Below are 14,547 nucleotides of genomic sequence, written 5' to 3'. Positions count from 1 at the left end.
CATTTCTATTTCCCCACCAATTTTTTTTGCTTCCCCGCCGCTTCCTGCTCCTGCGACAAACGCTTGTTGATCTCGGTGATCACATCATCATAAATCCCGCTCAACTCTTCGGGATGTGCGCAATACCATTTCATCGACGACTGGTATTGTTTGCGCGTAACTCCATTCTTTCTGAAAATATTATAATAAGGCATCGAATCTTCTTTCTGCAATGGCGCCTGGTTAACAGAAGGATCTTTCAGGCCGGGCATCATCGGGTGGCGCTGCAATTGCATGGGTTGACGAACCGAAAGAGTTGCTTCAAGCACGTGAACATCTGCAAGAACCTGCACCATCTTATCGCGATCGATCAGATCAAAAGGGCGCTTTGTTTGTCCCTGCTGCGAACGGCTGCAGGAAAAAAACAAAATCATCACTAAGAAAATTTCCCGGCGCATACTGCGAAGGTAGGTAAGATTGACTGCCGTTGAATCTGATTCATTGAGGCATCAGTTAAAGTAAGTGAACCGCTGAATGCAATTCTGGTTCATTTTATATTATTGTCTCCACATCATTACAAAATTATCTGCACTAAAAAATGGTCAAAGAATGATTTATCCGCCTAAAAAAATTATTTTTGATTACTATCAAATCCCACGAAATGAAAAAGATCCTGGCTTTACTCGCAAGCGCTGCTTTCTCCAATGAGATTTCTGCCCAAGTCGATCTCGGCCTTCCTTCCACCACGGGTAAAGGCGGAACAGCCACAGCCATGGTCACGAATTTCGAAGCCATCGGTATCAATCCTTCCAATCTCGGCTGGAGCGACAATTACCGTTTCTCCATGTCGGTGCTGAATGTGGGCATTAATGCGCAATCGAAAGCGATCGATTTTCCTACACTGAAAAATGCGATCCTGAATCCGAATGATTCTTTTACCAATGCGCAGAAACAACAATACGCAACATTATTCGCGCAGCCGCAGGGATTCAACATGACTGCAAACATCAACTGGCTGGCCACTTCATTTTATGTTCCTAAAGTCGGTGGATTTGCGATCAGTGTGCGCGACCGAATGTATGCACACGTGGGACTGAACCAGAATGCCGCTGATTTTATTTTCAACGGAAAGAATGCAGCATTTTTCCAGGACACTGCCAATTACAGCAAACATCTCTCTGATATCTTCAACGGCAGCGATGTTTCTTTTCTTCATTATCGTGAGGCGAATCTTTCTTACGGAAGAAGGATCATGGGATTCGGAACGACAGATGATGACGGCGATCCGAAGATTCAGGTGTTTGGCGGAGTGGGATTGAAAATGTTGTGGGGACTTGCGAATGTGGATGGAAAAATTTCTCCCGGTTTCATTGCAGGACATTCTTCCATTACGAGCAGTTACAATATCAATTACGGAAATATCCAGAATTTCAGTTCCATCAAATCAAATTCACTTTTCAATTCTGTAGGACAGGGAATGGGATTTGATTTCGGAACATCGGTGGTCATTGACAAAAAAATAAGATTTGCTGCAGCATTCACCGACATCGGATCAATCACGTGGAAAGATAATGTACTCATGGCTCACGACACAACACTCTTTCACGCCGACAGCACGAACAACGGATTGCCGAACTGGAACATGGGCAAGAATGCAAATTTCCTTTTCAGCAGCACAGGATTCATGAATTACAAACCGGGCAGCGATTACAAATCGACTTTACCATCGCGCATTCGTTTCGGTGTGGGATGGAAGATCGGAGATCGCGTGAATGTGGGAGCCGATCTCGTTATTCCCTATACAAAAAACCGCTACAATCTTACCGGGCCTTATTTCGCCGTCGGTGGAGAAATAAAACTGGCGGAGATCATCCATGTAAATCTTGGAGTCTCGGGCAATGCATCGCTCGGATGGAATTTACCAATGGGAGTTACACTCGGCCCGCTGGGTCCGCTCGAAATAGGATTGGCAACAGGAGATGTGCTCACTTATCTCGACAAATCGAAAGACCCGAACATGTCGTTCGCGATCGGGTTTATCCGCGTCAATCTCGATCCGCGACTGAGAGAAGAAGCAATGAACAACGGAACTCCTCCAACGCCGGGAATGTAATTTGAAATTTAGATTCGGGATTAAGGTCCTTCTAATCTGTAATTTTGAATCTCGAATTTCAAATCTCGAATTTTCAGAATGAATTACAAAGACAAAGTCATCTGGATCACCGGCGCATCTTCAGGAATAGGTGCCGCACTTGTGAAAGCATTTGCGAAGGAAGGAGCAAAAATAATTCTGTCGGCGCGGAGAACAGAAGAACTTGAAAAAGTAAAACGTGAAGCTTCACTCACGGAAAATAATTCACTGGTTCTTCCACTCGATCTTTCCGACACAAAAAATGTAAATGATCTTGTTCAGAAAGTCATTGCAAAATTTTCGCGCATCGATGTGCTGGTGAATAACGGAGGAGTATCGCAGCGTTCATTGACAAAAGAAACATCCGTTGACATGGACCGGAAAATAATGGAAGTGAATTTTTTCGGACAGGTAGCGCTCACGAAAGCTGTTCTTCCTTTCATGCTGAAACAACATTCCGGAAATATCATTGTCATGAGCAGCATTTCGGGAAAATTCGGTTTCTGGTTCCGCTCCGCTTATTCGGCTTCCAAACACGCGCTCCACGGATTTTTCGAAACACTGCGCCTTGAAACAGAAAATGAAGGAATTAAAATTCTCATTGCAGTTCCGGGAAAAATAAAAACGGATATTTCACTGAATGCGGTGAAAGCCGACGGCAGCAAGCATGCGAAAATGGACAAGAGCCAGGAAGAAGGAATGCCGGCGGAAGAATGCGCGCAGATTATTTTAAATGCCATGAATGCCGGTAAAGAAGAAATTCTCATTGGCGGAAGAGAAATAAAAGCCGTGTGGATGAAACGTCATTTCCCGAAATGGTTCGGAAAAATTATCCGCAGGCAAGCGAAGGAATAGATTAACTTGTCGGCGGTTTTCACTTCACTCGACAATTTATATTTTAAAATAAAAAATCCATAATGACAGCAGCCGCAGCAAAAATCGTTTTCGGACTCGTATTCCTCTTCATTTACATTATGATAAAAGTAGCGAGAGGTAAAAACAATGCTCCGAAAATGCCTCCACAAACAAATTATCCGAATCCTTTTCTCCAACAGCAACAACAAAACCGGAATCCATTTCCGCCGTCTCACGCAAATCCACAGAATAATCCGAAACCGAATTACCGGGACACATTCACCTCGCCGGAAAATTTTCAGAGCCAGGGGAATTTTCCTCCACCGCAAACTTCAAACGCGTATTACTGTATGTATTGCGGAAAAAGATTTTCTACAATTGATCTGCTGATGAAAGATACCTGCTTCAAACATCCGAAGTCTGAACAGGGTTTGCAGAAACATGTTCTGTACAGAGGAGTTGGCAAACCGAATATTGGTTGGTAGGGAAAGATTACAGATTACGAAATCCTCTTGCAAGATCGCTTCCCGCCACCTATCTGCAAAGAATCCTCGCTTCGAGCATATCCATCATCGCGTACTTCACTCCTTCTCTTCCCGATCCTGAATCCTTAACTCCACCATAAGGCATGTGATCCATTCTGAAAGTGGGAACATCGTTGATGATCACTCCGCCTGTTTCAATTTCGTGGAATGCTTTATCTATTTCGCGGATGTCATTGGTAAAAACTCCGGCCTGTAAACCGAAACGCGTATCGTTTATCATTTTTATTGCATCGTCGAATTTTTCAAACGGCTCCACGATCACCACCGGGCCGAAGACTTCTTCGCAATTCACTTTCATGATGATGTTGGTATTCGTCATAACCGTCGGCATGAAATAATTTCCATCACGTTTTCCTCCGCACAGAATTTTTGCACCGGCATGTTCCGCTTCATTCACCCATTGCTCTACACGCTTTGCATTCTCTTGGTCTATCATCACTGAAATTTCTGTATTCGCATCAGCAGGATCTCCCTGCGCAAGTTTACCCGCTCCTTCGCAGAAAGCATGAACGAATTTTTCGAAATAATTTTTATGAACGAAGATCCTTTGCGCGTGTATGCACACCTGACCTGAATAAGCAAATCCGGCGATGAGACATTTCTTCAGCGCCATTTCCGGATCAGAAGAGGATGCAACAATGACGCCGGCATTTCCACCGAGTTCGAGCACTACTTTTTTCCTGCCGGCATTTGCTTTCATCGTCCATCCTACTTCGGGCGACCCGGTGAAACTCAGCAGCGAAAAACGATCGTCAGTCACCAATTGATTTCCAGCCGTCCTGTTCATGGGTAGTATTGAAACACAACCCCTGGGCATATCTGTTTTGTCGATGATCTTCGCAAGTTCCAGCGTGGAAAGCGGCGTGGATGATGCGGGTTTGAGAATAATGGGACAACCCGCCGCAATAGCCGGTGCAATTTTGTGCACAGCGAGATTCATCGGAAAATTGAAAGGAGAAATCCCTGCAACAATTCCCACCGGAAAATATTTCACGAATCCTTCTTTCTTTTCCCCTGCTGCGCTCCAGTCGAGTGAAATATATTCTTTGGGCAAACGTTTCGATTCTTCGGCGGCGACCAGGAATGTCTGCGCAGCGCGATCTATTTCTGCAAGTGCATAGCGTATTGGTTTTCCGGATTCATGGCACAATAGCAAAGCGAGATTTTCCCGATGAGCGGTAATGTTATCAGAAATTTTACGGAGAATGGAATATTTTTTATGCGATGATAACTCACTCATTTCTTTCTGCACACGCTGAGCAGCGCCGATCGCAGCTTCCAGTTCATGTGGCCCGGCGAGACTTGTCGTGCCGACCGTTTCTCCCGAAAATGGATTACGCACAACAAGTTCATTTGAAGTGGATGCGAAATATCCACCGATGTAAATGGAATAATTTTTCATTGGTTACGAATTACGAATCACACGAATATACAAATTACGAATTCGGGAACGAAGTGCGAATAGGTGCGAAAATGCGAAGTGCGAATTTACGAATTACGAATGCGGGAACGGAATGCGAATTACGAATGGGGCTTTATTGCTTCGTATATTCGCACCCATTCGCAATTTGTTCCTCTTGCAAAACCGCTCACTACTCCACTGGATCATTTTCATCGCTCTCGGCCTCACGTGGGGAAGTTCTTTCATTCTCATGAAACGCGGGCTTGATTCTTTTACCAGTGACCAGGTCGCAGCATTGAGAATTTTCATTGCATTTCTTTTTTTATTGCCGCTTGCTTTCCGGCACATAAAAAAAGAATTATTCAGCAACACATTTGCATTCGCAGGAATGGGAATATTTGGAAATCTTCTTCCCGCATTCATGTTCACGCGTGCGGAAACCATGATCAGTTCTGCCCTGACCGGAATGCTGAATTCTCTCACTCCTGTTTTTACTTTGCTTCTCGGTTTTTTTGTTTTTAAACAGAAGGTCCGCATGTGGCAGATCATCGGAATTGTGACCGGGCTCAGTGGAGCGATCGGGTTGATGATGCTGAATAATAATTCTTCGAAAGAAATTCAGGTTGATCAGCGAACGATCTTCATTGGCGGATCGCTGGTTGTGCTTGCTACTTTTTTTTACGGCTTCAGCGTGAATATCATCAAATCGAAACTAAGCCAGGTGAGTTCGGTGACTGCAACTGTTTTTGCATTATGCATCATTGGCCCGGTTGCCGGAATTTATCTTTTCTCCACCGACTTCATTCACCGCATGCAAACGATACAACTCGCATGGCAAAGTCTTGGCTACACTGCCATTCTTGCGATCTTCGGAACGGCGCTGAGTGTGATCGTCTATAATATTCTTATTAAGGAAGCCGGAACTTTATTTGCTGCGTCGGTCACTTACATCATTCCTATTGTAGCGATGCTGTGGGGCGTGCTCGATCATGAAATGGTTTCTTACCTGCATGGAATTTTTGTACTGGTAATTCTGGGTGGAGTGTGGATGGTGAACAGGAAATAGCCGGGAGTTTGGAATGAGGATTCAGGAACTGCATTCCAATTAATATTTACTAACATCATTCACATCTTAAAACGCAGATCGTAAATTTATTCGATGAACACGTCACAACTGAAACTTTCTGAATTTTGCGCGCTGATCGATGATTCGCTGAAAAAAACTTTCGCAGGAAAAACGTGGTGGGTGCTGGCAGAGATCAATTCCCAGAATGAGAAAGCGAGATCAACTTGGGTGGAGCTGATAGAAAAAAGTGAAAGTGGAACAGATCTCGTTGCGCGAATGACGGGAAAAGTGTGGAGGCCCGAAGCGCTCGCTGCATTCCGGAATTTCGAAGATATCACCGGAAAAAAACCATCGCAGGGAATGCAGGTTCTTTTAAAACTCCGCGCCGATTATCACCCGGTGCATGGATTGTCGCTCGATATTCTTGACATTGATGCACAACACATGCTCGGGCAATTAGAGGTGGAACGCAGAAAAACGATCGCGCTTCTTGCAACTAAACCGGGCATTCGCCTCGAAGACGGAATTTTCATTACGCCGAATAAAAAACTTGAACTTTCTTCCGTCATTCAGCATATCGCCGTGATCAGTGCTGCTTCCGCTGCCGGTTATGAAGATTTCATGAACGCACTGAACAAAAATATTTTTGGTTATAAATTTTTCTGCACGAATTATTTTTCTATTCTGCAGGGAGAAACGGCTGCCGATTCGATGAAGGAACAGCTGTTGAAAATTTTTGAAGATATAGTGCAGGGAAAAAAATTCGATGCGGTAGTACTCATCCGTGGCGGCGGTTCACAAAGTGACCTGCTTCCATTCGATAAATTCAATCTCGCACACGCGATCGCACGCTTTCCCGTACCCGTGATCACCGGCATCGGGCACCTGCGCAACGAGAGCATCACGGACATGGTGGCGCACACCTCCACGCAGGCGCCCACGAAAGCGGCAGAATTCATCATCGATAATAACCGCGCATTTGAAGAAGAAACAGAAGATCTCCGCGATCTCATCGCCATTCGCTGTCACACATTGCTCACAAAACATCAGCGTAAACTGGATCACACCGGCGCAATTCTTCATAACGGAACGCTGCAACTCATCCACACTACGGAAAATAAAATGACGCGTTTCCGAGAACGGATCAGTTCTTCTTCCGGAAAACTTTTTCTTTCGCACACCCAACTCACAGGAGAAATTCTTCGGAAACTTCCTTCGCTGACAAAAAGAACGATCGAAAAACAAGATCACCAGCTTGAACTTCTTTTTGAAAGAATGAAATTGCTTTCGCCGGAAAATGTGCTGAAGAGAGGTTACGCGATGGTGTTGAAGAATGATCAGCCGGTTGTTTCTTCGAAAAATATTTCAGCCGGGGAAAAACTGGAAATCAGAATGAAAGACGGAACTTTGAAAACGATCGTCGAATCAAACAACGAATGACAATTGACCAATGACAGCACTACTTTTCTAAATAATTCAACCTTTGATGCCATGAAAGATATTTCATATACAGATGCATTAACAGAACTCAACGAAATTTCGCGCGCCATTGAGAACGAAAGTATTTCCATCGATGAACTCGCTGCAAAAGTAAAACGCGCTTCAGAACTGATCGCGTTGTGCAGAACCAAACTCCGCGCGACAGAAGATGAAGTGAAAAAAATTCTGGGAGAGATGGGAGAATGAAGCAATGTGATAATTTGGGCAATGTGCGAATGCCTGCCCGACGAATCCCGATAGATCTCAGATGGCGGCAGGTGACGGTGAAAAAATAAAAGAGTAACTCATCTTGCGAAATAAAAATCGTCTGCTCGTTTATTTAGCGTATCTTTGTCACTGATTGTAATCCCTCCTTCATCCCGAGTTCTCGGGAAAATTAAAATCACTACTGAAAGCGATTGTGTGTCTAAGGGATTCGGAAAAAAATTTTCCGGTGATCCAGTGCTTCGGTTAAACAATTTTCAAAATGTCATTCGACAATTTAAACATCATTGCGCCCATCCTCATGGCGTTAAAGGAAGAGGGCTATTCACAACCCACGCCTATTCAGCAACAAGCGATCCCCATTGTTTTACAGGGAAAAGATCTGCTCGGTTGCGCACAAACAGGCACGGGTAAAACAGCGGCGTTCGCAATTCCGGTTCTGCAGCAGATGTTCAATCATCCGCAGCAACAACACGGAAGAAAAAATATCCGCGCACTCATCCTCACTCCCACGCGCGAACTCGCAATACAGATTGAGGAAAGTTTCATTGCTTATGGTCGCCACACCGGTTTGAAAACTGTTGTTGTGTACGGCGGCGTGGGACAAAAACCGCAAACAGATGCGCTGCGTGCCGGCATTGATATTCTTGTGGCAACTCCCGGACGTTTGCTCGATCTTATTGATCAGCGTTACATTCATCTCCAGCACATCGAATATTTTATTCTTGATGAAGCGGATCGTATGCTCGATATGGGTTTTGTGCACGACGTGAAAAAGATCATTGCAAAACTTCCGCAGAAACGTCAATCGCTTTTTTTCTCGGCAACCATGCCGCCGGAGATCATTAAACTCTCTGCAAGCATTCTTCATCATCCACAGAAAGTGGAAGTGACTCCACAGGCGACAACCGCAGAAACCGTTCAGCAGAAAATGTATTTCGTTGATAAACTCAACAAAAAACAATTGCTCATTCATCTGCTGAAAGATCCTTCCATCGTCACCACGCTCGTGTTCACGCGCACGAAACACGGGGCCGACCGCGTTGCGCGCGATCTCACACGTGCAGGCATACGCGCAGAAGCCATTCACGGCGACAAATCGCAGAATGCAAGACAACGTGCGCTGAGTAATTTCAAAGCGAAACAAACACGTGTTCTCGTTGCAACAGATATTGCGGCACGCGGAATTGATGTGGATGAATTATCGCACGTGATCAATTATGAAATTCCGAACATTGCTGAAACGTATGTGCATCGCATCGGCCGCACGGGCCGCGCAGGTGCAAGCGGAATTGCAATTTCATTCTGTGATCATGAAGAGCGTGATTATCTCAAAGACATCACGAAGCTGATCGGTTTTAAAATTCCTTCGGTGGATGAACATCCGTTCAAACCGGGGTCGCCTGTTCCGCAACGAACCGATCACAATGGGAATAATTCTCCTGAATCGAATCATCGGAAACCGGAACACCAGAAAAGGAACCCGGCGCATCGCAGAAATAATAATGCGAAAAAGAAAAGCTGGTTCGGAAGAAAGCGCTACGGTAACTAAGCGGAAGAAATCTTTAACCAGACAGACTCAGGACATGGGATATTTCTCATGTCTTTTTTGTATCTTTTCATTAATGAAATTTCGCGGAATTATTTTTTTCGGATTTTTTGCAGTGCTGCTTTTTATAACGGCATGCCGTGTTGATTTTATTCATAACCGGAGAAGAGGCCACTACCAGGAACGCAAGCCCGTGATTTATCTCTATCCTGAAAAGACCGAAAATATTTCTGTAAAAATAAATTCACCTTTTCCGCTAACATTTTCTGAACCATTTTACAATGACGGATGGAAGGTTTCTGCTTCGGCTGATGGAAAACTGACCAACAACGCTGATGCAGGACGGGAAAAAAATTATCCTTATTTGTTTTACGAAGCAAGTGATGATCATGATTATTCCTTCGAAAAAGGTTTTGTGGTAAGCGGTGACAGCAGCAGAATATTTCTGGAAAATATTTTACCGCAGATGGGATTGCTTCCTGTTGAATACGATGAATTCATTTCCTACTGGGTGCCGATGATGGAAAAAAATAAATTGAATCTCATCACTTCCCCCAACGAAGAACATGCACAGCTGGTGAAACTCGATATTGACCCGGCGCCTCAAACCAGCATTCGTGTTTTTATGCTGTTCAAATCTGTTCCGGAAAGAATTTCAATTTGCCCCCGGAATTTCACTGCAGTACCGCGTAAAGGTTTTACCGTGGTGGAATGGGGCGGAATAAATGAAGATGAGATCATTGTACCCTGATCCGATAAAATGTCAATGCGTTATTATTTTTTTTCATTCACTTTATTTTGTTTCCCTGTTCTTCATTCGCAGAACAGGCCGGAGAATTTTCATGTATCTGCCGACGGAAAAAATTTTTCCTGGACCAGTTACCAGGCGGGCTGGCCGTGGAATATTGCAAACACCGATAGTTTTCTTTCTTCACTCACTTATATGCCTGAGGTTAGAACTGATTTTTCTGATTACGCGCAATTAACGCCCGATGGCAATTCGGTTTATTATTATGACCCGGAAGGATTGAAAATAACCAACACCAATGATGTAGATCGGCATAATTCAGTCACGATTTGTAAAGGAGAAATATGGCCCTATCTTTTTCACGCTACCAATGATGGAAAAATGATCATCGTTGGACTTGATACAAAAAGAGAGAATAATTGTTCGCCGGGAAACCGCAGATTACTGGTGATCCGGAAAATTTACGGCATGTATCGCACCATCGACACGCTGGGTTCGGGAGAAACCTGCAGGTTCATCTGGACCGCACAACTCGGCGAAGGCGGTTATGTTCACTGGAACGAATCGAATGGCAATGATCATCTCGTGCTTTACGGAAACAACGACCGGGCGACTGAAATTCCACTGAGCGTTCCTGCGCATTGCCGCATCGTGAATTTTTTCATGCCTGAAAAAAGCAATTACATTTTATATGAACTGCACGACTCATTGAATTCTACTGCAAACCAGTTATTCTGCTGTGAAAAAATTCCCGGTGGTATTTCTGCTCCGGAAAAAATAGAAGTACGGTTGCGTTTCGATTATTCCTACGGAGATGTACTTCTTGCCATTTCTCCCGATGGAGATCACATCGCGTGGCTGCAATGGGGAAATAAAATTCTTCCCAATGGAAATCACGATGCATGGGTGATGATGATGAATAAGGAGGGTGGAAAATGGACTTCAGCAAAAAAAATATTCGATTGCCCGGAGCAGCGAGAATTCCAGGACGAGGAAAATAATTATGAAACGGTTGTGCTTTCCGATTCCAATCTTTTCTGCATTGGCACCAATGAACAAATTCTCTTTTTCAATAAGCTTGATCGTTCCGGAAAATTATTTGCGTTAAATCTTGGTAAGAAAAAACGCGAAGAGGAATATTCAACGAATTACAACCTGCGCACCGTCGTTGAAAAACCGGTTTACGCCGGCGAGATCGTTCATTTGCAATTTCCATTTAAGAACACCACGAAGGACACGCTGGTTTTTAATTACACGCTCACATTTTTCGAACAATATAATTTTCATCGCGCTATTCAAACAGCACCGCAGGGATGGACAGTTCCTACATTCAATCCGATAAGCGATTGGCCCGGTATGAGCTGGAGCGATATGCAGAACCGAACATTTCTTGCGCCGGGCGATAGTATGATCTTCGATTACTATACACATTTTCAATATTGCGGACAGGAATTCTCGACGATCTTCTATTGCACACGCGGCGTAAACAATTTCGCCAATTCGTGTGGCATCATGTTATTTGCAAAATGCAGGGAGGTTGAACTACCGGGATTCGATCGCGCCAACGACAGTTTATTTTACCATAATGGAAACCTTATGGAAACCTTCCGGGAAGATTCTGCAGAAATTTATCATTTCACCCGCAATTTCAGCAATGGAAATCCATGTATGGAAATTTCTTTCAATGAAAAAATGCAACCCTGCGGCACCTGGAAATATTTTGCAGAGAATGGGCAACTCATTTATGAGAAAAAAATGAGCGCCGACCGGAAAACAATTTCTTATACGACCTGGTATGCGAACGGACAGAAAAAATTCGAACAAACAAAAAAAGATAATTGTGCAATAGGTAAAGAGGAGTCGTGGTACGAAAACGGTTCTTTAAAATCAGAAGCGGAATTCCGCAGTTATCGTGGTATAGAAATATATTATTTCACTCCCGGTGTTCAGTTTTACAAAGGATCATCCGCAGAAAATTACACGGAATATTACCCGAACGGTCAGAAAAAAATTGAAGCACATTATTCAAAATTCGGAAGAGCAACCGGAACCTGGCAGTCGTGGTACGAAAATGGAACGGTTTGCGGAACGCGGCATTACGACCGTGATAAAAATACGGGCACCTGGACGATCAATGATGAGAATGGAAAATGTATTTACAGTTATGATTACGATACGAAGATAACGGTCATTGCGGGCCGCGCCGATGACCTGATGAATAATTTAACGCGACTTACTTTTTCGAATACGAAGCCGCATTACAATCATCATGGCGGATATGGAGGTGGATTTTATTGAAAATAGAAGTTGTATTCCAATACAACTCCTCCCGGTTCGGTTCCCAATACACCCTGTTATACCCATAAATTTCATTGAAGCTGACGTTTTTTTAAATGCGAATTCCCATCACGCACACGTCATCCACCTGCTCAAGATTTCCTTTCCAGCGGTCAAATGTTTTTTCCAGCACATCGTATTGTTCTTTCATCGGGCGGCCGGCATTTGCAACGAGCAGATTACGGATATTGGCGGTCTTGAATTTTTTTCCCTGCCCGAATGAGCCGGATTTATTTTTATCGGCCAGGCGGGCTTTATCACCACCGAACTGGTCGGCGTATCCATCCGTTCCGAAATAGAGCACGTCATTTTTTTCAAGTGTAAAATGATGCGTCGTGAATGGTTTTGCATGATCGTATTTCCCGACGGGCTGATTATCGGCATCGAGGGAAATGAGATTTCCGCTGCGAACGATCCACAGAGAATTGTGCGCACCTGAAAAAGAAATATTCATGTTGTCTCTGTTCAGATGACAAAGTGAAATGTCCATTCCGTCTTTCACTTCCTGTTCGCTTTTCCGGAAAGTGTCGAGCAGCAGTTCCGTAACCTTATCAAGAATTTTTCCGGGATCTTTCAATTCGAATTCCTTCACTGCACGATCAAGCGCATTCGAACAGACGAAACTCACCATCGCACCCGGCACGCCGTGTCCCGTGCAATCTGCAACTGCAACAAAAAGATCATTCCCATTCTCCATCATCCAGTAAAAATCGCCGGCAACAATATCCTTCGGGCGATAGAAAATAAAATTCTGCGGAAAAATTTCGTCCACCATTTTTGCAGGAGGAAGAATTGCTTCCTGCAAACGTTTCGCGTAATTGATACTATCGATGATCTCTTTATTCTTCGTTTCGATCACGCCTTTCTGGCGGCGAATAAAACGGAAGCGATTAAAAAGAAAAAAAGAAAAACCGGATGCAACCAGAATAAGTATGATCAGAAAATACATGAGGTTGCGCTGCTCGCGCGCCTCCGCATCAGATTTTATTTTGTTCTCGCGTGCTTTCGCTTCATCTTCTTTTTCTTTTTTTTCCTCCTCGTATTTCAGTTCCATCGCATTTACTTCTTTCACCGACCTCATGCTGTAAAGCGAATCGTGTACGGTCATGTATTTCAGGTAATATGTTTTTGCATTTTGAAAATCCCGGAGTGAATCATAGAGTGTAGCAAGCCCGTGGTAACTCGACTGCAATCCTTCCAGTGATGGAATTTTATCCTGGATACTGATACTCATTTTATACCAGCGTTCACCCTCCCGATAATTCTTCCTGGTAACATTCACGCTCCCGAGATTATTGTAGGAATTCATCAGCCCCATCTGATCACCGGTTCTTTGCCTTACAATGGTTGCCAATGCGTAATAATATTCTGCTGAATCCAGTATGTTCTGGTCCTGGCGCACCACACCGATGTTGCTGTACGCATCGGCGAGACTTGAAGAATCGCCGGCGAGAAAAGCAAGATGGAGGCATTTCTGAAAATAAGTAACTGCATTCTCATCATTATTTTTTTCACTTTCGATAACACCGGTATTGAGATAACAGTTCATGATCGATTGCGTGTCTTTAATACTGATGGCGATCTGCAACGATTTATTATAATAATAACTTGCCTTCTCGTAATTATTCTCCACGTCGAAAACTTCGCCCAGGTTACTGTAAGTCGCAGCAAGCCCATGCATATTTTTTGTTTCTTCCTTGATGCGGATCGAGCGCAGATAACAATCGGCTGCTTTTTCATAATCGCCCTCATTCTCATAAACAATTCCCAGATTATTCAGCGCCGACGCAACTCCTCTTTTGAAATTCAGTTTTTCACCGAGATCTTTCGCCTTGTTTCCGTATTCGATCGCTTTCTTCGTATCGCTGTTAATATACTTTGCACATAATTTATAAAGCGTGATCACTTTATTGGTATCGCTTTCTTCCTGGGTTTGTAAAACTTTCAGCAAAGAATCGATTTGATCGTTCTGCGCGTTCACCCGAAATGAAACGCATAGCATCATGAACAACGGAAAAAGATAATTCCACCTGCCGATCTGCATAAGTCCTTACAAGATAATTATTATTATTCCGACAATTAAAAGTAGTGATACTGATAGCGGTTTTCATTCAGGATTTTGCCGCTTTGCAAATAATCAATAGATTTGCCGCCCAAGAATAGGTTCGGTAGAGTTTCCCGAATGAAATTCGGGACAGGGTCCGAGCAACAGACTGAAAAAAAATAGAGTT

The 14,547-nt window shown here is 43.8% G+C and carries 12 protein-coding genes; 9 read left to right on the top strand and 3 right to left on the bottom strand.

Annotation, left to right across the window (positions count from 1 at the left end; all coding sequences use genetic code 11):
- Positions 1-5 precede the first annotated feature (5 nt).
- Positions 6-413, bottom strand: coding sequence for a DUF4296 domain-containing protein (locus HY064_08005; GenBank protein MBI3510592.1), 408 nt, complete (start codon positions 411-413; stop codon positions 6-8).
- Between the two features lie 227 nt (positions 414-640).
- Between HY064_08005 and HY064_08000 the strand changes: the two genes are divergently transcribed.
- From HY064_08000 to HY064_07990, 3 genes are all read left to right on the top strand, one after another.
- Positions 641-2,092: a hypothetical protein gene (locus tag HY064_08000; protein MBI3510591.1), complete on the top strand. Its 1,452-nt coding sequence runs from the start codon at positions 641-643 to the stop codon at positions 2,090-2,092.
- Between the two features lie 78 nt (positions 2,093-2,170).
- The gene (locus HY064_07995) at positions 2,171-2,965 is read left to right on the top strand and encodes an SDR family oxidoreductase (protein MBI3510590.1); all 795 of its coding nucleotides are present in this window, start codon (positions 2,171-2,173) and stop codon (positions 2,963-2,965) included.
- 62 nt (positions 2,966-3,027) lie between these two features.
- Positions 3,028-3,450: a hypothetical protein gene (locus HY064_07990; GenBank protein MBI3510589.1), complete on the top strand. Its 423-nt coding sequence runs from the start codon at positions 3,028-3,030 to the stop codon at positions 3,448-3,450.
- A gap of 49 nt (positions 3,451-3,499) precedes the next feature.
- Here the strand turns inward: HY064_07990 and HY064_07985 are convergent, their stop codons facing one another.
- On the bottom strand, positions 3,500-4,912 hold the full coding sequence (locus HY064_07985) for an aldehyde dehydrogenase family protein (protein MBI3510588.1): 1,413 nt from the start codon (positions 4,910-4,912) through the stop codon (positions 3,500-3,502).
- Positions 4,913-5,087: 175 nt separating this feature from the next.
- Here HY064_07985 and HY064_07980 point away from each other — a divergent pair, with 175 nt between their 5' ends.
- The 6 genes from HY064_07980 (at position 5,088) to HY064_07955 (ending at position 12,277) form a co-directional block, all read left to right on the top strand.
- The gene (locus HY064_07980) at positions 5,088-5,978 is read left to right on the top strand and encodes an EamA family transporter (GenBank protein MBI3510587.1); all 891 of its coding nucleotides are present in this window, start codon (positions 5,088-5,090) and stop codon (positions 5,976-5,978) included.
- Between the two features lie 93 nt (positions 5,979-6,071).
- On the top strand, positions 6,072-7,418 hold the full coding sequence (xseA, locus tag HY064_07975) for an exodeoxyribonuclease VII large subunit (GenBank protein ID MBI3510586.1): 1,347 nt from the start codon (positions 6,072-6,074) through the stop codon (positions 7,416-7,418).
- Positions 7,419-7,469: 51 nt separating this feature from the next.
- On the top strand, positions 7,470-7,664 hold the full coding sequence (xseB, locus tag HY064_07970; GenBank protein MBI3510585.1) for an exodeoxyribonuclease VII small subunit: 195 nt from the start codon (positions 7,470-7,472) through the stop codon (positions 7,662-7,664).
- Between the two features lie 280 nt (positions 7,665-7,944).
- A complete protein-coding gene (locus HY064_07965; GenBank protein MBI3510584.1) occupies positions 7,945-9,234 on the top strand; it encodes a DEAD/DEAH box helicase in 1,290 nt (429 codons plus the stop codon).
- A gap of 73 nt (positions 9,235-9,307) precedes the next feature.
- Positions 9,308-9,982: a hypothetical protein gene (locus HY064_07960; protein MBI3510583.1), complete on the top strand. Its 675-nt coding sequence runs from the start codon at positions 9,308-9,310 to the stop codon at positions 9,980-9,982.
- Between the two features lie 15 nt (positions 9,983-9,997).
- Complete coding sequence (locus HY064_07955; protein MBI3510582.1) at positions 9,998-12,277, top strand: hypothetical protein; 2,280 nt, start codon at positions 9,998-10,000, stop codon at positions 12,275-12,277.
- Positions 12,278-12,368: 91 nt separating this feature from the next.
- Here HY064_07955 and HY064_07950 read toward each other — a convergent pair whose 3' ends face one another.
- Positions 12,369-14,297, bottom strand: coding sequence for a tetratricopeptide repeat protein (locus tag HY064_07950; protein MBI3510581.1), 1,929 nt, complete (start codon positions 14,295-14,297; stop codon positions 12,369-12,371).
- Between the last annotated feature and the right edge of the window lie 250 nt (positions 14,298-14,547).

The sequence above is a fragment of the Bacteroidota bacterium genome, assembly GCA_016194975.1.
Taxonomy (GTDB): domain Bacteria; phylum Bacteroidota; class Bacteroidia; order Palsa-965; family Palsa-965.
The sequence above is the reverse complement of the archived record's forward strand: the minus strand, read 5'-3'. Positions and strand labels throughout refer to the sequence as shown.

Bases quoted from the DNA above. Each gene is read 5' to 3' on its own strand.
- HY064_08005 (MBI3510592.1), bottom strand. From the start codon at position 413: ATGATTTTGTTTTTTTCCTGCAGCCGTTCGCAGCAGGGACAAACAAAG.
- HY064_08000 (MBI3510591.1), top strand. From the start codon at position 641: ATGAAAAAGATCCTGGCTTTACTCGCAAGCGCTGCTTTCTCCAATGAG.
- HY064_07995 (MBI3510590.1), top strand. From the start codon at position 2,171: ATGAATTACAAAGACAAAGTCATCTGGATCACCGGCGCATCTTCAGGA.
- HY064_07990 (MBI3510589.1), top strand. From the start codon at position 3,028: ATGACAGCAGCCGCAGCAAAAATCGTTTTCGGACTCGTATTCCTCTTC.
- HY064_07985 (MBI3510588.1), bottom strand. From the start codon at position 4,912: ATGAAAAATTATTCCATTTACATCGGTGGATATTTCGCATCCACTTCA.
- xseA (MBI3510586.1), top strand. From the start codon at position 6,072: ATGAACACGTCACAACTGAAACTTTCTGAATTTTGCGCGCTGATCGAT.
- xseB (MBI3510585.1), top strand. From the start codon at position 7,470: ATGAAAGATATTTCATATACAGATGCATTAACAGAACTCAACGAAATT.
- HY064_07965 (MBI3510584.1), top strand. From the start codon at position 7,945: ATGTCATTCGACAATTTAAACATCATTGCGCCCATCCTCATGGCGTTA.
- HY064_07960 (MBI3510583.1), top strand. From the start codon at position 9,308: ATGAAATTTCGCGGAATTATTTTTTTCGGATTTTTTGCAGTGCTGCTT.
- HY064_07955 (MBI3510582.1), top strand. From the start codon at position 9,998: ATGCGTTATTATTTTTTTTCATTCACTTTATTTTGTTTCCCTGTTCTT.